General features: G+C 43.6%; 19 protein-coding genes. 18 read left to right on the top strand and 1 reads right to left on the bottom strand.

What is annotated here, in order from left to right; all coding sequences use genetic code 11:
- Positions 1–9: 9 nt before the first annotated feature.
- The 15 genes from hisZ to hisE all read left to right on the top strand — a co-directional run bounded on the left by hisZ (position 10) and on the right by hisE (position 10,670).
- Positions 10–1,206, top strand: coding sequence for an ATP phosphoribosyltransferase regulatory subunit (hisZ, locus tag BLW60_RS08420; RefSeq protein WP_074716320.1), 1,197 nt, complete (start codon positions 10–12; stop codon positions 1,204–1,206).
- Positions 1,203–1,832 carry an ATP phosphoribosyltransferase gene (hisG, locus tag BLW60_RS08415; RefSeq protein ID WP_028516501.1) on the top strand — a complete coding sequence of 210 codons (630 nt, stop codon included), beginning with the start codon at positions 1,203–1,205 and terminating at the stop codon, positions 1,830–1,832. Before hisZ ends, hisG begins: the two co-directional genes overlap by 4 nt.
- Positions 1,832–3,118 (top strand): histidinol dehydrogenase, encoded by a 1,287-nt coding sequence (gene hisD / locus BLW60_RS08410; RefSeq protein WP_074716318.1) that lies wholly within the window; start codon positions 1,832–1,834, stop codon positions 3,116–3,118. The genes hisG and hisD overlap by 1 nt, the downstream gene beginning before the upstream one ends.
- 65 nt (positions 3,119–3,183) lie before the next feature.
- Positions 3,184–4,242 carry a pyridoxal phosphate-dependent aminotransferase gene (locus BLW60_RS08405; RefSeq protein ID WP_074716316.1) on the top strand — a complete coding sequence of 353 codons (1,059 nt, stop codon included), beginning with the start codon at positions 3,184–3,186 and terminating at the stop codon, positions 4,240–4,242.
- 11 nt (positions 4,243–4,253) lie between these two features.
- On the top strand, positions 4,254–4,835 hold the full coding sequence (gene hisB / locus BLW60_RS08400) for an imidazoleglycerol-phosphate dehydratase HisB (protein WP_074716315.1): 582 nt from the start codon (positions 4,254–4,256) through the stop codon (positions 4,833–4,835).
- Positions 4,835–5,440: an imidazole glycerol phosphate synthase subunit HisH gene (gene hisH / locus BLW60_RS08395; RefSeq protein WP_074716313.1), complete on the top strand. Its 606-nt coding sequence runs from the start codon at positions 4,835–4,837 to the stop codon at positions 5,438–5,440. Before hisB ends, hisH begins: the two co-directional genes overlap by 1 nt.
- Positions 5,437–6,216, top strand: coding sequence for a P-loop NTPase family protein (locus BLW60_RS08390; RefSeq protein ID WP_074716310.1), 780 nt, complete (start codon positions 5,437–5,439; stop codon positions 6,214–6,216). The genes hisH and BLW60_RS08390 overlap by 4 nt, the downstream gene beginning before the upstream one ends.
- 12 nt (positions 6,217–6,228) lie before the next feature.
- Positions 6,229–6,918 carry a tyrosine-protein phosphatase gene (locus BLW60_RS08385; protein WP_074716307.1) on the top strand — a complete coding sequence of 230 codons (690 nt, stop codon included), beginning with the start codon at positions 6,229–6,231 and terminating at the stop codon, positions 6,916–6,918.
- Positions 6,919–6,921: 3 nt separating this feature from the next.
- The gene (locus tag BLW60_RS08380) at positions 6,922–7,455 is read left to right on the top strand and encodes a flavodoxin domain-containing protein (RefSeq protein ID WP_074716305.1); all 534 of its coding nucleotides are present in this window, start codon (positions 6,922–6,924) and stop codon (positions 7,453–7,455) included.
- A gap of 2 nt (positions 7,456–7,457) precedes the next feature.
- Entirely contained in the window at positions 7,458–8,183 is a 726-nt protein-coding gene (gene hisA / locus BLW60_RS08375) for a 1-(5-phosphoribosyl)-5-[(5-phosphoribosylamino)methylideneamino]imidazole-4-carboxamide isomerase (protein WP_074716302.1), read from the top strand.
- Positions 8,176–8,742 carry a hypothetical protein gene (locus BLW60_RS08370; RefSeq protein WP_074716300.1) on the top strand — a complete coding sequence of 189 codons (567 nt, stop codon included), beginning with the start codon at positions 8,176–8,178 and terminating at the stop codon, positions 8,740–8,742. Before hisA ends, BLW60_RS08370 begins: the two co-directional genes overlap by 8 nt.
- A gap of 12 nt (positions 8,743–8,754) precedes the next feature.
- Entirely contained in the window at positions 8,755–9,510 is a 756-nt protein-coding gene (gene hisF, locus BLW60_RS08365; protein ID WP_074716298.1) for an imidazole glycerol phosphate synthase subunit HisF, read from the top strand.
- Between the two features lie 3 nt (positions 9,511–9,513).
- Complete coding sequence (locus BLW60_RS08360) at positions 9,514–9,912, top strand: cytidine deaminase family protein (protein WP_074716296.1); 399 nt, start codon at positions 9,514–9,516, stop codon at positions 9,910–9,912.
- Positions 9,913–9,929: 17 nt separating this feature from the next.
- Positions 9,930–10,274 carry a phosphoribosyl-AMP cyclohydrolase gene (hisI, locus tag BLW60_RS16240; RefSeq protein WP_081348184.1) on the top strand — a complete coding sequence of 115 codons (345 nt, stop codon included), beginning with the start codon at positions 9,930–9,932 and terminating at the stop codon, positions 10,272–10,274.
- 57 nt (positions 10,275–10,331) lie between these two features.
- Entirely contained in the window at positions 10,332–10,670 is a 339-nt protein-coding gene (hisE, locus tag BLW60_RS16235) for a phosphoribosyl-ATP diphosphatase (RefSeq protein ID WP_028516514.1), read from the top strand.
- Positions 10,671–10,708: 38 nt separating this feature from the next.
- Here the strand turns inward: hisE and BLW60_RS08350 are convergent, their stop codons facing one another.
- Positions 10,709–11,605 carry a GDSL-type esterase/lipase family protein gene (locus tag BLW60_RS08350; protein WP_074716293.1) on the bottom strand — a complete coding sequence of 299 codons (897 nt, stop codon included), beginning with the start codon at positions 11,603–11,605 and terminating at the stop codon, positions 10,709–10,711.
- A 216-nt stretch (positions 11,606–11,821) separates the two neighbouring features.
- Between BLW60_RS08350 and BLW60_RS08345 the strand changes: the two genes are divergently transcribed.
- From BLW60_RS08345 to BLW60_RS08335, 3 genes are all read left to right on the top strand, one after another.
- Positions 11,822–12,487 carry an acyltransferase gene (locus tag BLW60_RS08345; protein WP_081348182.1) on the top strand — a complete coding sequence of 222 codons (666 nt, stop codon included), beginning with the start codon at positions 11,822–11,824 and terminating at the stop codon, positions 12,485–12,487.
- Positions 12,488–12,505: 18 nt separating this feature from the next.
- Positions 12,506–13,384: a hypothetical protein gene (locus tag BLW60_RS08340; RefSeq protein WP_074716289.1), complete on the top strand. Its 879-nt coding sequence runs from the start codon at positions 12,506–12,508 to the stop codon at positions 13,382–13,384.
- 129 nt (positions 13,385–13,513) lie between these two features.
- Entirely contained in the window at positions 13,514–19,288 is a 5,775-nt protein-coding gene (locus BLW60_RS08335) for a DUF4011 domain-containing protein (protein WP_074716287.1), read from the top strand.
- Positions 19,289–19,299: the final 11 nt, after the last annotated feature.

Below are 19,299 nucleotides of genomic sequence, written 5' to 3'. Positions count from 1 at the left end.
GAGGTTCACATGAAAAACTATGACCTTATAACTCCCGAGGGTACAAAAGACTTGCTCTTCGGAGAGTGTATCGTAAGAAGAAATATAGAAAGCACCCTTATGGGACTTTTCAAAAGCCGCGGATATAATGAGACCATAACTCCCGGACTTGAATTTTATGACGTATTCAACCTTAATTCACGTTATTTCCCTCAGGAAAATCTCTACAAGCTTACTGACAGCAAGGGCAGACTGCTTGTAATGCGTCCTGATACAACTATGCCTATCGCAAGAATAGTTGCAACTAGACTGAGAGATGCAGAGCTTCCGCTGAAATTCTGCTATGCTCAGGCTGTATACACAACTGAGCCTTCATTAAAAGGCAGAAGCGACGAAGTTGTACAGGCCGGTATAGAGCTTATAGGTTCACAGCTCAAGATAGCAGACCTTGAAGTTATATCAACAGCTGTTGACTCACTTAGCTCATTTGGTATGGAGTTCTCACTTGAACTTGGACATATAGGCATTTTCAAAGAACTTGTAGGAAAGCTCGATGCCTCAGAAAATGACAAGGAAAGCATCAGAAAGCTTATCGAGAACAAGAATTTCCCTGCACTCAACGATCTGCTTGACAGCTTCGGAAATTCTCCTGTTACAAATGCACTTAAAAAGCTTCCTGCACTCTTTGGCGGTGAGGAAGTATTTGAAAAGGCTGAGGAGCTCATGCCTGACGAAAATATCAAGCGTATACTTGACGAGCTCAGAGAGATTTATGCCGATGCTTCCGAGCTTTGCGGCGGTGAGGGTTCTATCACTGTTGATCTCGGGCTCGTAAACAAGACCGACTACTATACAGGTCTTATCATAAAGGGATATTTACAGGGACACGGTGAGGAAGTTCTCTCAGGCGGACGCTATGACAAGCTCATTTCAGAGTTCGGATATGATGTACCTGCTATCGGTTTCGCGGTAAATATCAATGCTGTGGCTAAGCTTATGGAAAAGAGCGATGTTCTTCCTGCCGAGCCAAGACCCGATGTTATCGTATATGCTGAGGAAGGTTGCGAGGTAGCTGCACTTAAAGCTGCAAAGGAGCTTCGTGATCAGGGCATGGTAGTTGAGAATGCACTCTTTGACGATCTTGACAGTGTACGTGCTTATGCAATGGAAAAGAAGATAGCGAAGGTAGTTGTTATAGATGGTGAAAGCAAGGAGGTCAACATATGAATAAGCCTATAAGAATGGCTCTTACAAAGGGCAGACTTGAAAAAGATACAGTAGGTCTCCTTGAAAAGCTTGGATTTGACTGTACTGCTGTACGTGATAAAGGCAGAAAGCTTATACTTCCCGTACCTGACGCAAATCTCGAAGTAGTTCTTGCAAAGGCAAATGATGTTATCACATATGTTGAGCATGGCGTGTGTGATATGGGTGTTGTGGGTAAGGACACTATCATGGAGATGAAGGGAAAGTTCTACGAGCTCGTTGATCTTGGATTTGGTAAATGCAAGTTCGCACTTGCTACAAAGAAAGGCTATGATTTTTACAGCGGCTACGGTATAAAGACTATCGCTACAAAGTATCCTAATGTTGCAAGAAGCTTTTTTGAGAAAAAAGGCATGGATACCGAGATAATCAAGATAGAAGGTTCTGTTGAGCTTGCTCCTCTTCTTGAGCTTGCAGACGGTATCGTTGATATCGTTGAGACAGGTACTACTTTAAGAGAAAACGGACTTGAAGTCATTGAGGACGTTGCTCCTATCTCTGCAAGACTTATAGCAAATACCGTAAGTCTCAAAATGAGACACGCTGAAATAGACAGACTTATCACACTTATAGAGGAGAATCTTTAATGAAGAAAATATTCGCTAACGGTACTGACGAAGTTGCTTTTCTTAACGATCTTAAAAAAAGAAGCGGTGAGACAAACAAAAAGGTAACGGAAGTCGTATCCGAGATAATCGAGAATGTAAAGAATAACGGCGATGAAGCTGTTAAGAATTATACACTTAAATTTGACGGAAATCTTCCCGAGTACTATGAAGTTCCCCGTGAGGTCATCAATGACGCTCTCACAGAAGCAGATCAGGAGTTTGTTGACGCACTTCTCAATGCTCAGGAGAATATCGCTGATTTCCACCAGAGACAGGTGGAGCAGAGCTTCATCTCTCCAAAGAAGAACGGCGTTATCATGGGACAGCGTGTGCGCGGACTCCACAGAGTAGGACTTTATGTTCCGGGCGGTACAGCTGCTTATCCGTCAAGCGTTCTTATGAATGCTATCCCTGCAAAAATTGCAGGCGTTGAGGAGATAATCATGGTAACACCTCCTTTGAAGGACGGTACACCTAATAAGGATATACTCGTTGCAGCAGCTATCTGCGGAGTTGACAGAGTGTTCCTCTCAGGCGGTGCACAGGCTATAGCTGCACTTGCTTACGGTACAGAAGAGATACCTAAGTGCGACAAGATTGTAGGCCCTGGAAATATTTACGTTGCTACTGCAAAGAAGCTTCTTTACGGTGTAGTTGATATCGACATGATAGCAGGACCGAGTGAGATACTTGTTATCGCTGATGATACAGCTAATCCTAAGTTTGCAGCTGCCGATCTCATGTCACAGGCTGAGCACGATATGCTTGCTTCCGCAATTATGGTAACTACCAGTGAAAAGCTCGCTGACGGCACTATCAAGGAGATCGAGCGTCAGAAAGAGTATCTTTCAAGAAAGAATATCATTGAGAAATCCCTTGAAGATTACGGTGCTATAATCATTGCAGATAGCCGTGAAAAGTGCGTAGAACTTGCAAACGAGATAGCTCCAGAACACCTTGAAGTCCTTATGGAAAATCCATTTGAGCTTCTTGGAAGTCTTGACAACGCAGGTTCAATATTCCTCGGTCACTATGCTTCCGAGCCTCTCGGTGACTACTATGCAGGTCCTAACCACGTTCTTCCTACAAGCGGTACAGCTCGTTTCTTCTCTCCGCTTGGCGTAGCAAGCTTCACAAAGCGTACAGCTTATACCTATTACACAGAGGAAGCACTCAGACAGGCTAAGGACGACATCGTTCTTATTGCAGAGCGCGAGGGACTTACCGCTCACGCTAACGCTATCAAGGTAAGATTTGAAGACTAAATCACGCAATGGGGCGGCTCTTTGATACTGTCGCCCTATAGGTGTTTTTTCGGAAAGGATAAATTATGAGTTACAAACTTAATAAAAAGCTGATAAATTTAGTGCCTTATGATCCGATCACAGGTCACTACGATATCAGACTTGATGCAAACGAGAGCTGTTTCAACCTTAACGATCAGCTTAAAGCAAAGATAAACAAAAGCATCTCACAGATAGACTTCAACCGCTATCCAGACTGTCTTGCAAAAGCTCCTACTAAGGCTTTTTCTGAGCTATACAACATTCCTGAGGAGCTTATTAGTGCAGGAAACGGTTCTGACGAGCTTATAAGCATAATCGAAGGCTGTTTTTTTGAGGCTGGAGATACTATCGTAAATGTCTCACATGATTTCTCAATGTATGAGTTTTATGCTCAGCTTTACGAGGTTAATGTTGAGACCTATCAGAAGGAAGCTGATCTTACAATTGATCCCGATAAGCTCATTTCATTCTGCAAGGAAAAGGGTGCAAAGGGACTTATCTTCTCAAATCCCTGTAATCCAACATCTTTAGGACTTGACAGAGCAGCTATAAGGAAGATAATAGAGTCTCTTGACGATGTACTCATTATCCTTGATGAAGCTTATATGGACTTCTGGGATCAGTCCATACTTTCAGAGGTCAATAATTATGATAATCTTATAATACTCAAGACCTGCTCAAAGGCTATAGGACTTGCAGCAGTAAGATTTGGCTTTGCAGTGGCAAACAAGACTATAACCAACGCGCTACGTGCAGCTAAGTCTCCATATAACAATGATACAGTTGCGCAGACTATCGTAGCAGATATACTCAGTGAAAAGGAATATCTTAAAGAGTGCCGCGATATAATCGTTGCAAATACAAAGAAGCTTTACAGCGACATTACTGAAATTGACAGGAAGTATGGCTGCTTTGAGAAAGTATATGAGCCATGCACAAACTTCATTTTCATAAAGACAGACGAGTTTGAAAAGATATACAGCTTTATGCTGGATAATTCTATCGCAATAAGAAAGTTCAAGGGCTTTATACGTATAACAGCAGGTACAGAAGCTGAAAACGCACGTTTTATAAGCGTCCTTGACAGTTACTTTGGTAAGTAAAGGAGGTCAGTATGCGTACAGGAACTATTGAGCGAAATACAAAAGAGACTCAGATAAAGGTAATTGTTACTCTTGACGGAAAGGGCAGGGCTGATATAGATACAGGTATTGGTTTCTTTGATCATATGCTGACAGCTCTTTCTGTACACAGTGGTATAAGCATGACTGTCAAGGTCAAGGGCGACCTGCACGTTGACTGTCACCACACTATCGAAGATACAGGCATAGCTCTCGGAGCAGCTTTAGGACAGGCTCTCGGTACAAAATCAGGTATAGTCCGCTATGGTACAGCTTATATCCCTATGGACGAGTCTCTTGCAATGGCAAGTCTTGACCTGAGCAATCGTCCATTCCTTGTTTTCAACTGTGACTTTACAAATCAGAGCTGCGGAGGCTATGATCTTTGTATGACAGAGGAATTTTTCCGCGCTTTTGCATTCAATTCTGGCATGACGCTGCACATCAACCTTCTATACGGCAGCAATGACCATCACAAGGCAGAGGCTGTATACAAAGCAGTAGCTCATGCACTTAAAACAGCTGTTACTGAAAATTCAGACGGTTCAACTCTCTCAACGAAAGGAGTTCTCTGATGATCGCTATAATTGATTACGGCGCAGGCAATATTTTCAGCGTAAAGAACGCTTTGGATTATCTCGGACTTGACAGTAAGCTTGTCAGCGATAAGGAGTCAGTAAAGTCTGCGGACGCTGTTATTCTTCCCGGAGTCGGAGCATTCCCTGCGGCTATGAAGAAGCTTGAAGCTACGGGACTTATTGACACTATCAAGGAAGAAGCCACAAAGAAGCCTTTCCTCGGCATTTGCCTCGGTATGCAGCTCATATTTGAAAAGGGCTATGAATTCGAGGAATGTGACGGTCTCGGACTTATCGGCGGCAGCGTAAGAAAAATGGAAGAACCTGAGCTTATAATCCCGCACATGGGCTGGAACAAGCTCGAAAAGCTCAATGACTGTCCGCTTCTTGAAAATGTAGGGGATAACGAGTATGTTTACTTTGTTCACTCATACAAGGCTCACTGCGAGGATAAGAATATAGCTGCATATGTTGAATACGGCGGAAGAGTGCCTGCACTTGTTTACGACGGAAAATACGTATACGGCGCACAGTTCCACCCCGAAAAGAGCGGCGAAACAGGACTTAAAATTCTCCGCAGCTTCGGAGGACTTATTAAATGAACAAGCTCATCATAGTCGAAGGACTGCCATGCTCGGGAAAGAGTACAACTGCAAGATTTATTGCACAGCAGCTTGATATGACTTTCATTGACGAAGGTACAGGCGATCATCCTGCGGACTATGAGTTTCATGCATTTTTGACGGATAACCAGCTCGAAAATTTCACATCAGACGAGCGTCAGGAGATAGCTAAGCACACTGTGAAAAACTCAGGCGGTAATATCGTTAGTCTTGGAGAATTCAGCGGAGAGCTATTCAATAAGCTCCTGCAATACAAGATATACGATTTTCTTCCATGGGAGAACGAACGTGCTGTAATGCTCGATAAATGGCGTGAATTTGCAGCTAAAAATGACGGCGGCAGATATGTTTTCAACTGTGTGCTTTTGCAGAATCCTATGTGCGAGACTATGATGCGTTTTGGATTTGACAAATCAGTTTCTGCTGGATATATAGCTGAAATATGTGAGATTATAAAGCCGTTTTCGCCTATTGTAGTATATCTCAAAAACAGTGAAGTTTACGAAAGTGTAAAGAAAGCTTCTGCTGAACGAGGAGATGAGTGGCTCAATTCGGTCATCGACTATCACTGTAACGGTGAGTATGGCAAAAGCCACGGACTAAAAGGGTTTGACGGGTATATATCTGCACTTGAAGAAAGACAGCGGCGTGAACTTGATATTCTCAGTAAACTTGATATCAGCAGCATTGTTCTTGACGATCCGCAGAAAGACTGGAACAAGACGTATCCGGACATACTTGCAAAGTTAAAGTGAGGGAACGTTATTATGGTATATAAGAGTATGCTTTCAAGCTCGTATAATACCCGTGAGCTTGGCGGTTTTAAAACTGCTGACGGCAGTATTACGAAAAATAATGTGTACTGGCGCAGCGATGTACCTTCTGCTCCTCAGGCTGATGACATCATTAAACTTCTTTCATCTCATATAACGACTATAATCGATATGCGTACAGAAACGGAGAGAGCAAAGACTCCTGATACATTATCTGAGCTGTCGGAGTTTGAGTATCATCACTTTCCCATAGTTGAGGGAAGCGGTGTTCCCGAAAGTCTTGAGGCTGTACCGTTGTCATATATGACTATAGCAACTGCTGAAAATATGCCGAAGGTGATGAAAGTCATTGCAGAAGCAGAACAGGGTGTACTTTTCCACTGTACGGCAGGAAAAGACAGGACAGGCGTAGTAAGTGCGATAATACTTATGACCTGCGAAGTTGACAGAGAGTCTGTAGTCAGGGATTATGTTATCAGCCGCGAGTACAATCACAAAAGGCTTGAAGCATTTCTTGCGGCTCACCCCGAAGTCGACAGGAATATCGTACTTGCAAACGAAAAGAGCATGAACGGTTTTATTGACCTTTTTACAGAACGCTTCGGCACTGTAGATAATTACTTTGAAGAGATCGGACTTTCGGCAGAATATGCCGATATGATAAGAAATAAAATGATGAGGTAAAAAATGAGCGGAATAATACTCTGTCGGTCTAAATACGGAGCTTCCCAAAAATATGCGGAATGGCTCTCACAGGAGACCGGATTCAAGGTCATCGACACAAAAAAGGCTGACATAAAAGAAGTGGAAAAATATGACACTATCGTTCTTGGCGGCGGTGTCTATGCATCTTCTATTGCAGGGATAGCATTTCTGAAAAAGAATATCGGTGCGCTGAAAGGCAGGAATATATACATTTTCGCCTGCGGTATGGCACCTTGCAGCGATGAGGTGCTCGGTATACTGAAGGAGCACAATCTCAAGGGCGAGCTTGCAGATATACCGCTCTTTTACTATCAGGGGATCTGGAATATCGAAGATCTTGGTTTCACTGATAAGGCAATGATGAAGCTTTACATAAAAATGATCGAAAAGAAAGATCCTGCGGAGTTAAAGTCGTATGATCGTCCGCTGCTTGAAGCAAAGGATAAAAAGTGCGACTGGACCGATAAAAAGAACCTCGGACCGCTTCTCGAACTCATAAGATCAAAAGGAGAATAAGCATGATAATTTTTCCCGCAATAGATATTAAGGACGGCAACTGTGTCCGTCTTTTCAAGGGCGACTTTTCCACTGTCGAAAAGGTGGCTTCCGATTATCTTGAAACTGCAAAAAGTTTTGAGGCAGCAGGAGCAGAATGGATACACATGGTAGACCTTGACGGTGCAAAAGAGGGCAGACCTGTCAATACAAAGATATATACCGATGTTGCCGAGAAAACTAACTTAAAGGTAGAGCTTGGCGGCGGTATAAGAAGTATACAGACGATCAAGGAATACCTTGATATGGGTATCACAAGGGTAATACTCGGTTCGGTCGCACTGAAAGATCCCAAGCTTGTCTGTGAAGCTGTTGAGAAATTTGGCAGTGAAAAGATAGTTGTAGGGATAGATGCAATGAACGAAATGGTAGCTACAGAGGGCTGGCTGGAAAGCTCTGATGTTCACTATATCGACCTTGCGAATAAGATGATAGAATCAGGCGTGAAGTACTTTATTTTCACTGATATTTCCAAAGACGGCACACTCTCAGGCGTAAACCGCGAGCAGCTCAAAAAGCTTGCTGACGCTACAGAGGGCAGAGCCAATATCGTAGCAAGCGGCGGAGTACATACTATGGACGACATCATCGCCTGCAAGGAAATGGGACTTTACGGTACAATATGCGGAAAGTCAATATATAAAGGAACTTTAAATCTAAAAGAAGCAATTGAGTATTCAAATGAATGAGAATGTTTTTAAAAAGCTTCATACAGCGGTAAATATCATTTCATTCGGTATGCTCACTGTGTATTTAGTGTATATGCTGTCGGTTTACAGGGAATTTCCCCAACAGGTAGGCATACATTACGGCGATGATAACGAATTTGATGTTTACGGTTCAAAATGGCTGGCTTTTTTCCCGTTTATGGCAGGTTTCGGACTTGCATGGATATTCACTTTAGCTCAGATAGCTGTTGGAAAGATAAAGCGTATCGGCAAGAAGTTTAGTGAAGAAGATGACAGGTTCATCAGAATGACTTTCTTTGCAGCTCTTGACGCAATGAAGCTGTTCTGGGCAGTGTTCTACACCATATGGGCACACTGTGTGATATACCAGACGAGAATGTTCACATTCGGCTTACCAATAAGGGAATTCCAGACTTTGCCATTATTGATAATTATAGTAGCTTTTCTGGCAGTTGACAGCAAAGTGAGGATGAAAAAGTCAAATAAATATATAATCATAGCTGAGATCATCTTTATTGTGGTGATAGTATCCGCAAAAATAATAATAAACAATTTTTAAGGAAGTGAGAAAATGCTTGCAAAGAGAATAATCCCTTGCCTTGATGTAAGAAACGGAAAGGTAGTAAAGGGCGTAAATTTTGAGGGAGTACGTGATGTAGGCGATCCTGTGGAGTGTGCTGAGGAGTACAACAAACAGGGCGCAGACGAGATAGTATTCTATGATATAACTGCTTCATTTGAGGGACGTGGAGTTTTCCTCGATGTAGTAAGAGATACAGCTAAGAAGGTTTTCGTACCGCTTACAGTCGGCGGCGGTATCAAGACAGTTGACGATATTCGTGAGGCTCTGAGAGCAGGTGCTGACAAGGTGTCCGTAAACTCTCAGGCTGTACAAAATCCTCAGCTCATCAAAGACGGCGCAGACATATTCGGCAGCCAGTGCATATGCGTAGGTATCGACGCAAAGAAGATAGCTGATAATACGTGGACTGTTTATATAAACGGCGGACGCAAGGACATGGGCATCGATCTTATCGACTGGGTACATACTATCGAAAAGCTTGGAGCAGGTGAGATATGCCTTAACTCCATAGATGCCGACGGCACAAAGGAAGGCTTTGATATTCCTATGCTCAAAGCTGTATGTGACAACTGCTCTATACCTGTTATCGCCAGCGGCGGAGCAGGCAAGATAAACGATTTCTACGAGGTTTTCGAGAAAACAGGTGCTACAGCAGCTCTTGCGGCTTCACTTTTCCACTTCAAGGAGCTTACTGTCGGCGAAGTCAAGGACTACTGCCGAGGCAAGGGCGTAATAGTGAGATAAGCTATGGATAGGATATGGGAAGAGATGTATGCAGCGGCTAAGGCTGTTCTTAAACCGCGGCGTATATCCGAATATGTCACGGCAGGTGAAGTATCTGCGGCTGTGCTCAGCAAGTCGGGAAAGATATACACAGGTGTATGTATCGACACTTGTTCAACGCTGGGAATATGCGCGGAGAGAAACGCCATATTCAATATGATAACCAACGGCGAGAACGAGATAGACAAGCTGCTTTGTATACCGCCTTTTGAGGGCAAGGGAGCTCCATGCGGTGCTTGCCGCGAGCTTATGGTACAGCTTATGCCCGAAAGCTACAAGGATATCAAGATAATGCTGGACTACAGCAAGGGCAAGGTAATTACACTTGGCGAAATAACTCCCGAGTGGTGGATAGATTACTGAAATGAAAGGTAAATACTATGATAAAGATAGACATTAATGATCTCGACAAATTCTTCGTAAAGGGAGAGCTTATCCCTGCGATATGCTATGAGGTCAATACAAAAACAGTTCTTATGCTTGCGTATATGAACAAGGAGAGCCTGAAAAAGACTCTCGAAACAGGCTATACATGGTTCTGGAGCCGCTCACGTCAGGAGTACTGGAACAAGGGCGCGACTTCGGGACATTTGCAGAAGGTGGTCTCTATATACGGCGACTGTGACAACGATACACTGCTTGTAAATGTTGAGCAGACGGGAGTTGCCTGTCATACGGGCAGCTACAGCTGTTTTTTCAATGAGATTTACAATTCCGAGGAATAAAAATGTAGGGGCTGGCGTCCACTACAGCAAGTTAATATAATACAAAGGAGTAATAATATGACAGTTTACCAGGAAATTTTTGAAGTTATCAAGGAAAGAAAAAAGCAGTTCGAGAACGGGACTGCTGCTGAAAATTCTTATACCTGCTACCTTTTTGAAAAAGGCGTAGACAAGATATGCAAGAAGGTAGGCGAGGAAGCTACCGAGACAGTTATCGCAGCAAAGAACGGCGATAACGACGAGCTTATGAACGAGATAAACGACCTTCTCTACCATGTAATGGTACTCTGTGCAAATCAGGGACTTGACTGGTCTGACGTTGAGAGAGTTCTTGACGAGAGAAATGAGAAGATAGGTAATCTCAAGAAGTTCCACGAAGTTGACAAGAATACATGATAAAAAGCCTGAGAGATCAACCTCTCAGGCTTGAATTTTTATCCGCCGAGCCGTTGTTTGAAATCGGTGGTATCAAGGAAATCAAACAGAGCTGTAAGGATATCATTGTAGCATGGTATATACAGGTGCATTCCGTCACCTGATGAATAACCATCTTTTAGATTTTGCTCGTTGTCACAAAGTACGGAATAAGTATCAAAAAAGACTACCTGAGGAAGCTTCATATCCTTTATCATTTTTTTGAGTGCGGCATTGTATTCACGAATGATGTCGTTTCGTACAACGTTACAGTCAGAGCTTACAGGTGTTATTGCAGCAACGACGATATTTATATCAGGCATTCGTTTTATAAGTTCATTGATTATCTCGCGGTAACGTTCAACATACGTGTCGGGATAGTTGAGATTAACATCGTTCATACCAATTGACATATAGAGCAGTCTCGGGTGAACGTAATCTATTGCATCGATCATGCCCATTTCACCGCCACCCAGGTCAAATGTAAAGTAATCAAGATTCCATATAGATACCGAATCACCTGCAATACTGTGCATATCAGGTATAAAACCGTAGTAATTCAGACCGAGAGTTATTGAGTCGCCTGCAATAGCAAGTCTTTCCTGATAGAATTTGCTGTTGGGAGACTGTCCTGCCAGTTTAGTAGGCTCACATATTTCGTACTGTGATGTAGTCGTAACTGTAGTTGTTGTGGTAGTAGCAGATGTAGTTGTAGCGGTTGTAGGAGGACATGTAAACTCGATATTGATAAGTTTAGAAACTGTTTCAATAACGTCATTTAATTCCATGCTCTGGTCATCTGTTATTTTTTCTGCGTGTCCGAGAGAAGAAGTAAGGCAAAGGGATACTGACAGTGATAATAATATCAGCAGTCCTGCCATCGGACATTTCAGCAGTTGTAAAAGCTTGTTTTTCATTTTATACACTTCCTGTGTAAACATCGGAAACTGTTCGCATATATTTTATGCGAAACTCACGCACTATAAAAGTGCAGATTTTATTTTACCATATTTTTACGAAATTGTAAAGTAGTAGGGATAAAGCCGTGTTTTTGTCATTTTTCCTTGACATTGGGCTGAATGGATAGTATAATTGTATTTGCAATATTTATGATCTTTCAGGAGTTGATACAAATGGACAACATAAAAATATCAGAACTGTATGATCTTAATCATACAGCAGCAAAGGAATATCTCAGCCGCTTTACATACCCTTGGGAAGCTTTAAAGGGAATAAGCAGCTTTATTATCGAACTTGGAGCAACTCTGAGTCCCGATGAATATGATAACCCGTCTGAAAATGTATGGGTACACAAGACAGCAAAGGTTTTTTCCACAGCTTATCTTGGTTCACCATGTATAATCGGTGCAGGAACAGAGGTGCGTCACGGTGCATTCATCAGAGGAAGCGCACTTGTCGGCGAGAACTGTGTTGTAGGAAATTCTGTAGAGCTTAAAAACGTTATTCTCTTTGATAACGTTCAGACTCCGCATTATAACTATGTAGGTGACAGTATCCTCGGCTACAAGTCACATATGGGTGCAGGTTCGATCACTTCAAATGTCAAGTCTGACAAGACAAATGTAGTTATCAAGTCAGGCGATGAAAAGATCGAAACAGGTATCAAAAAGATCGGTGCAATGCTTGGTGACTTCGTTGAAGTTGGCTGCAACAGCGTTCTCAATCCCGGTACTGTTATCGGCAGAAATTCAAATATCTATCCAACAAGCTGTGTAAGAGGAGTTATCCCTTCTGACAGCATTTACAAGACAGGCGGAGTTATCGTACATAAAGACTGATAATCGGAGGTAAAGGCTTTGAAAAGAAAGATACTTGCTTCTGTTATTATGACAGCGGCTTTCGTGCTTACACTGACAGCTGCCTGCTCTGATAATAACAGTGAAGATTATATAAGAGAACATACAACTACTGAGCCAACAACGACCGTTACTGAAACAACTACGACTACTACTGAGGCAACTACCGAAGCTACTACGGCTGCCAGGAAAGAGTACCAGGAGCTTGTGAATACATATTCAGGCACTTATGTGGCAACTCAGGGACTGACAGGGCTTGATTTTTCAGTATTCGGTGTTGATGATGACGGTAAAATACAGGCTCTCTTTTCCTTCCATGAAGATCCTGCAAATCCGGGAGTACCCACAGGAAGTTATCATATGGAAGGTACTGTTGAAAAATCTGACAATGATGATATCATAACAGTTGATTTCAAGGGAGCAGAATGGGAGAAAAAGCCTGAAACATACCATATCATTGAATTCAAGGGCGTTTTTGATTTGAAAAATGGTACGCTTGAATCAGATGATTACGAGATAAAGCTGAAAAAGTCAGCAGGGGCTGATCTTACATACCTCATTAACAATTATGATGGTCTATATTCGCCTGATATAGGTGACAATACTATCAAGCTCACCGTTGAGGACGTAGGAGTGCACGGCGATTTGCAGGCTGTTTTTGAATATGAGCCTCAGATGGGAAAAAAGTCCAGCTTTATCACTATAGGTCAGGTGACTAATATTGCTCCCGACGGAAAAGTTACTGTTACTTTTGAAGGTTCGGAGTGGATAGAAGAAGCCGATGACAAGAAATTTATCGACTTTGAAGGTGTTTTCTCGGCTGACGGTCTGAGTTTTACAGAAAACGGCGGACACAATATAAGAGTTTACGCACAATGATAACACAGAGCTGCCTTCGGGCAGCTTTTTGTTTGATTTTTTTTTGCTGTAAATATTGTAAATCAACGTGAAATGTGGTATCATAGAAATAGTATTTTATGCATCGCCAATGGCAGAACGGAGGATCGTATGGATAATAAAATCACTTTCAGCGGCAATATGACCGCTCAGATCAATTTTGCAATGCAGCAGAATTACGTACCTGTATTCAGAAATATCGTTATGACAAATAATTCCGAGGAGGAAGTGAAAAATGTAAGACTGAGGGTAAGCTTCGAGCCTGAGTTTGCAAAGGTATTTGAATCAGCTCCCATTGATCTTATGCCTTCACAGCCTGTGGAAATATCACCTATAAATATAATCATGCTTTCCGATTATCTTTTCAGTCTGACCGAAAAGATCGTGGGAAGCGTTACTATAGAGGCATTGCAGGGTGATGAAGTTATTGCATCTGAAACTCGCAGCATAGAGCTTCTTGCGTACGATCAGTGGTCAGGCATCAACTTTATGCCTGAGACTGCCGCAGCCTTTGTAAGTCCAAATCACCCTAAGGTACAGGAGCTACTGTCATCTGCAAGTGCATATCTGAAAAAATGGTGCGGTGATCCTGCGTTTACAGGCTATCAGACCAAGAACCCTAACATAGTTAAGCAGCAGATGGGCGCGATATATGCAGCTTTGCAGGAACAGAACATTGCCTATGCAATGCCGCCTGCTAGTTTTGAGGAGTCTCAGCGCATACGTATGCCCGATACAGTGCTTGAAAACAAGCAGGGCACTTGTCTTGATCTCACAGTGCTTTATTGTTCATGCCTTGAAGCGGCAGGACTCAATCCAGTAATAGTTCTTGTGCAGGGACACGCTTTTGCAGCCTGCTGGCTGGATAACGAGACCTTTTCCGATTGTCTGCAATATGATATGTCTGCCATAACAAAGCGTATCGCTCATGGAATAGATGCTATATGTGCAGTTGAGTGTACAGATCTCGTTGCAGGAAAGAATATTGATTTTGACAATGCCGAAAAACACGCCGCAGCTCACCTTGATGATGCATCAAAGTTTATTTTTGCCATAGATATAAGCCGTACACGTTCAAGCGGCATACGTCCCGTGCCTGCAAGAGTATATGAAAACGGAACATTCAAGGCAGTTGACTACGGAGAGCGTAAAAAAACCGAGATAACATCTGCTCCAAATGAAATAGACATTATCGGTCAGACAGTTGCAGGAGGAGAGGCTAAGGAAGTTACAAAACAGGTCATATGGGAGAGAAAGCTCCTTGATCTCAGCCTTAGGAACAGCCTGCTCAATTTCCGCCCGTCAGCTATGAGCGTACAGCTTATGATAAGTGATCTCGGCGTACTTGAGGACGAGATATCAAAGGGCGAGGACTTCAAAGTCATGCCAATGCCCAATGATATGACTCTGCAAATGTCCGACAGCAAGATCTACGAAATAGAGAACGACCGCGACCTTATTACTTCTATCTCAGAATCTGAATTCAAAAGCCGCCGTCTGAGGACTTTTATTAGCGAGACTGACCTTGAAAAAATAATGAAAAAGCTTCATAGACAGGCTAAGGTCAGCATTGAAGAAAATGGTGTGAATACCATATATCTTGCTCTTGGCTTCCTTCGCTGGTATGAGACCGAAAAGAGCGATAAGCCTCGTTATGCACCTCTTGTACTTGTACCGATAGATATAATTCGTAAGGTACAGGAAAAGACATATCTTATCCGTATGCGTGATGAGGATACACAGGTGAACATAACCATGCTTGAGATGCTGAGGCAGTTCTTCGGCATTGATATCAACGGACTTGATCCTGTTCCCGAGGACGAAAACGGAGTAAACCTGCAAATAATATTCAATACTATCCGTCAGGGGATAATGTCACAGCCTCGCTGGGATATCGTTGATTATGCCTTTATCGGACAGTTCTCCTTCAATCGTTTCATCATGTGGAACGATATCCGCAATCGTGCTGATGAGCTTGCAAAGAATAAAGTCGTTGCAAGTCTTATTTCAGGCAAGACTGAGTGGGCAGGCGACGACCTGTACATATCTCCCCTTGACCTTGACAATAAGGTAGCACCGTCAGATCTTGTTGTACCACTGAGTGCGGATTCGTCACAGCTTGCGGCTGTATACGCAGCTTCACAGGGCAAGAGCTTCGTTCTTCACGGCCCTCCCGGAAGCGGTAAGTCACAGACTATCACCAATATGATAGCAAGTGCGCTGTATCAGGGAAAATCCGTACTTTTCGTTGCGGAAAAAATGGCAGCTCTCTCCGTTGTTGAAAAGCGTCTTAACAAAGTAGGGCTCGGACCATTCTGCATAGAGCTTCACTCAAACAAGGCTCAGAAGCGAGCTGTACTCAAACAGCTTGAAGAGACCCTCAACGTGGGACGTATCAAAAAGCCTGCTGAGTACAAAGCACAGGCTGACAAGATAGCTGAAATGCGTAAAGAGCTCAACAGCACAATGGAGGAGATACATAAAAAGCGTAATTTCGGCTGCTCAATGTATGATGCAGCTGTAAGATACGAGAAAAACAGCAGCTATGGCGGAAAGTTCAGTTTTACGAACGAGCAGCTTGACGCTATGAGCGAAAGTTCTTATTCCACATGGCGTGAGACTCTTGAGAGCCTTGCTGCGGCAGGTCGTGAATTCGGCGATGTTACCACGACTGCTCTCGGAGTATGCGAGCTTACTTCATGCACTCCCGAAACAAGAGGAGCTATGGAAGCGAAGCTTCGCGAGCTTAAAACAGCTCTTACGGCAGCTCAGAGCGATACACAGCAGCTTGCTCAGTTTACAGGCAGCAGTGAGATGACATTTGAGCAATGCAAGCTTGCGGCTGAGATACTTACCGCAGCATCAGGCGGAGAGCAGCTTCTTCCCGATATTATCGGTGACAGCCGCTGGAATGGCTTTAAGGAGCCTGCACAGGGACTTATCAATACGGGTAAGGAGCTTTCACAGGCGAAAGACGAGCTCCTTGCAAAGTTTGAGTCGTCTGTCCTCGGATATAACGCAGGAGATGCTCTTGTAAGGTGGAAAACTGCGCAGGGCAAATGGTTTATCGGTAAAGCATTGGGAAGCAATAAACTCGTCAAGGAGCTTGCTGCCCACGCTAAATCCTCATCAACTGTTACAAAGTCCAATATCACCGAATATTACGACAAAATCACCCATTTCTCTAATTTGAAAAATCAAGTCGCTTCCGCGCAGCCCGAGCTTGTGAAGTACTTTGGAACCTTTAAGCTTGATGAAAATGCTGACTGGAACAGCATCGAGAAATGTGTTGCACGTTCGGCTGAGCTTGGTGAAAAGGTGGCTGCTTCGTCATTTGCTCCCGAAATAAAGCAGAAGCTATGTGAGAACCTTACTAACGGAATAAGCAGTGATACATCGAAGATATCCGCTGATTATGCTGCACTTGAAAATGTATCATCTCAGCTCAGAACCAATTTCGGCATAAATACTGACAAGCTCATAACAGGCGAAAGCTGGGGCAGTGATGCTCAGCAGAAAGCCGATGCTGTTATAGAAGCACTTCCGCAGCTTAAAGAATGGACAGGTATCGTTACTATATGCAACAAGCTCCGTGAGCTTGGCATAGGTAACGTTGCTGATGCTTATATGAATGGTGATGTACCGACTGAGCAGCTTATCGGCGCATTTGACTGCGATATCAGCAAGGCTATGGTAACGAGCACTATTTCCCGCAGCAGTGTGCTTTCACGTTTTCAGGGCACTCTCTTTGAAGATACTATCAGACGTTTCGGCGAAGTCCTTGATGATTTCTCAACACTTTCTATCAAGGAGCTTGCAGCAGAGCTTTCAGCAAAGATACCTGCTCCCGGCAGCTCCGCAAACAGCTCTGAGATAGGAATACTTCAAAAGGCTATAAAGTCAAACGGCAGAATGATGTCCATACGAAAGCTTTTCGACAGTATACCAAATCTGTTGCGCAGAATGTGTCCTGTTATGCTTATGAGCCCTATTTCCGTAGCTCAGTATATTGATCCGTCTTACCCTAAATTTGATCTTGTTATATTCGATGAGGCTTCACAGCTCCCGACCTGCGAGGCTGTAGGAGCTATTGCAAGAGGAGAGAATGTTATAGTAGTCGGCGACCCGAAACAGCTCCCGCCTACAAGCTTCTTTGCTTCTAATCAGGTGGACGAGGAGAACTATGAGAAGGAAGACCTTGAAAGCGTACTTGATGACTGTCTTGCCCTTTCAATGCCGCAGAAGCATCTCCTCTGGCACTATCGTTCACGCCATGAGAGTCTTATTGCATACAGCAACTCAAAGTATTACGAAAATAAGCTTTATACATTCCCGTCGCCTGACGATCAGGTATCAGAGGTTAGCTGGGTACACGTTGAGGGCTATTACGACAAGAGCTCTACACGTACCAATAAGGCAGAAGCACAGGCTGTTGTGGAGGAGATATGCCGCAGACTGAGAGACCCTGAGCTGAGAAAGTTCAGTATAGGTGTTGTAACATTCAGTCAGCCTCAGCAGAACCTTATTGATGATCTTCTCATGGACGCATACCGAGAAGATCCGAAGCTTGAAGAATACGCAAACGAGATGTATGAGCCTATCCTCATCAAGAACCTTGAAAATGTACAGGGTGATGAGCGTGATGTTATCATGTTCTCTATCGGTTATGGTCCTGACAAGGACGGCAAGGTATCAATGAACTTCGGTCCGCTTAACCGCGACGGCGGCTGGAGAAGACTTAATGTTGCTATCTCACGTTCAAAGTGCAAGATGATAGTATTCTCGGTCATCACTCCCGATATGATCGACCTTTCACGTACACGCTCCGACGGTGTTGAGGGACTCAAGGGCTTCCTTGAATTTGCTGCAAAGGGCAGGAGCGCACTTCCTGTAAGAGCAGGTTCTAAGAGCAGCACTGAGGGCTTTGAGACTGTAGTTGCGGACGAGATAAGGAAAATGGGCTATGAATGTAAATGCAGTGTTGGCTGCTCTGACTATAAGGTAGATGTAGCAGTTGTTAATCCTGATAAGCCAGATACCTATATTATGGGTATAAACTGCGGAAACGAGTCCTATTTCCATAATGGTACAGCAAGCGACAGAAGCCTTTCACAGCCGAGTGTACTCAGAGGTCTTGGCTGGAACGTTATGAGCGTTTATATCATAGACTGGCTGGACAATAAGGAAAAGGTACTTGGCAAGATAAAGGCTGAGATCGACGGTGCTATCGAAAGATACCGTAATCCTCAGTCTGCTCCGAAAGCTGAGGAAAAGAAGAAACAAGAGCTTGTATTTGAGACTGAGGAAGTAAGCAGCTTTGCAGAGAGCTTCGACGAGTTCAAGTCATTCAAGATAAAGGCTCTGGGAACTTCTGAAAACTTCAACGAGAGCAGTACTGCTAAGATAACCAAGTGCATAAACGATATACTTGCTGCCGAAGCACCGATGAACAAGAAAACTCTGGCTAAAAAGACGTTTTCGTGCTGGGGAATATCACGTCCCGGAGCAAACATGAAAGCACTTTTCGATAAAGCTTTTGAAAACTCAGATGCACAGGTAACGACAGCAGGAGAAAACGAGTATGTATGGCTGAAGCAGCAGTCTCCTGAGTCGTATGACAAGTGCAGGACTGTATACAGCGGAGATGAAAAGCGTGATATCGACGAGGTAGCACCCGAAGAGATAGCAGTGGGAATAAAGGCGATAATGTCACGTCAGGTCGCTATGGCTCGTGAGGACCTGCTTCGCGAAGTGGCGCACCTCTTCGGCTTTACAAGAATGACGGGCACTCTTGAGACATCTGTTGCTCTTGGAATAAAGGCGGCTAAAAACCGCGGTTGGGTCGGCTTTGCCGAGGACGGCAGAGTGACCTACACAGGAAACTAAAAAATACGGAG

Source organism: Ruminococcus flavefaciens, from assembly GCF_900108555.1.
Classification (GTDB): domain Bacteria; phylum Bacillota; class Clostridia; order Oscillospirales; family Ruminococcaceae; genus Ruminococcus; species Ruminococcus flavefaciens_P.
Note: the sequence above shows the minus strand (reverse complement) of the source record. Positions and strands in the feature narration are given on the sequence as shown.

Bases quoted from the DNA above. Each gene is read 5' to 3' on its own strand.
- hisZ (WP_074716320.1), top strand. From the start codon at position 10: ATGAAAAACTATGACCTTATAACTCCCGAGGGTACAAAAGACTTGCTC.
- hisG (WP_028516501.1), top strand. From the start codon at position 1,203: ATGAATAAGCCTATAAGAATGGCTCTTACAAAGGGCAGACTTGAAAAA.
- hisD (WP_074716318.1), top strand. From the start codon at position 1,832: ATGAAGAAAATATTCGCTAACGGTACTGACGAAGTTGCTTTTCTTAAC.
- BLW60_RS08405 (WP_074716316.1), top strand. From the start codon at position 3,184: ATGAGTTACAAACTTAATAAAAAGCTGATAAATTTAGTGCCTTATGAT.
- hisB (WP_074716315.1), top strand. From the start codon at position 4,254: ATGCGTACAGGAACTATTGAGCGAAATACAAAAGAGACTCAGATAAAG.
- hisH (WP_074716313.1), top strand. From the start codon at position 4,835: ATGATCGCTATAATTGATTACGGCGCAGGCAATATTTTCAGCGTAAAG.
- BLW60_RS08390 (WP_074716310.1), top strand. From the start codon at position 5,437: ATGAACAAGCTCATCATAGTCGAAGGACTGCCATGCTCGGGAAAGAGT.
- BLW60_RS08385 (WP_074716307.1), top strand. From the start codon at position 6,229: ATGGTATATAAGAGTATGCTTTCAAGCTCGTATAATACCCGTGAGCTT.
- BLW60_RS08380 (WP_074716305.1), top strand. From the start codon at position 6,922: ATGAGCGGAATAATACTCTGTCGGTCTAAATACGGAGCTTCCCAAAAA.
- hisA (WP_074716302.1), top strand. From the start codon at position 7,458: ATGATAATTTTTCCCGCAATAGATATTAAGGACGGCAACTGTGTCCGT.
- BLW60_RS08370 (WP_074716300.1), top strand. From the start codon at position 8,176: ATGAATGAGAATGTTTTTAAAAAGCTTCATACAGCGGTAAATATCATT.
- hisF (WP_074716298.1), top strand. From the start codon at position 8,755: ATGCTTGCAAAGAGAATAATCCCTTGCCTTGATGTAAGAAACGGAAAG.
- BLW60_RS08360 (WP_074716296.1), top strand. From the start codon at position 9,514: ATGGATAGGATATGGGAAGAGATGTATGCAGCGGCTAAGGCTGTTCTT.
- hisI (WP_081348184.1), top strand. From the start codon at position 9,930: ATGATAAAGATAGACATTAATGATCTCGACAAATTCTTCGTAAAGGGA.
- hisE (WP_028516514.1), top strand. From the start codon at position 10,332: ATGACAGTTTACCAGGAAATTTTTGAAGTTATCAAGGAAAGAAAAAAG.
- BLW60_RS08350 (WP_074716293.1), bottom strand. From the start codon at position 11,605: ATGAAAAACAAGCTTTTACAACTGCTGAAATGTCCGATGGCAGGACTG.
- BLW60_RS08345 (WP_081348182.1), top strand. From the start codon at position 11,822: ATGGACAACATAAAAATATCAGAACTGTATGATCTTAATCATACAGCA.
- BLW60_RS08335 (WP_074716287.1), top strand. From the start codon at position 13,514: ATGGATAATAAAATCACTTTCAGCGGCAATATGACCGCTCAGATCAAT.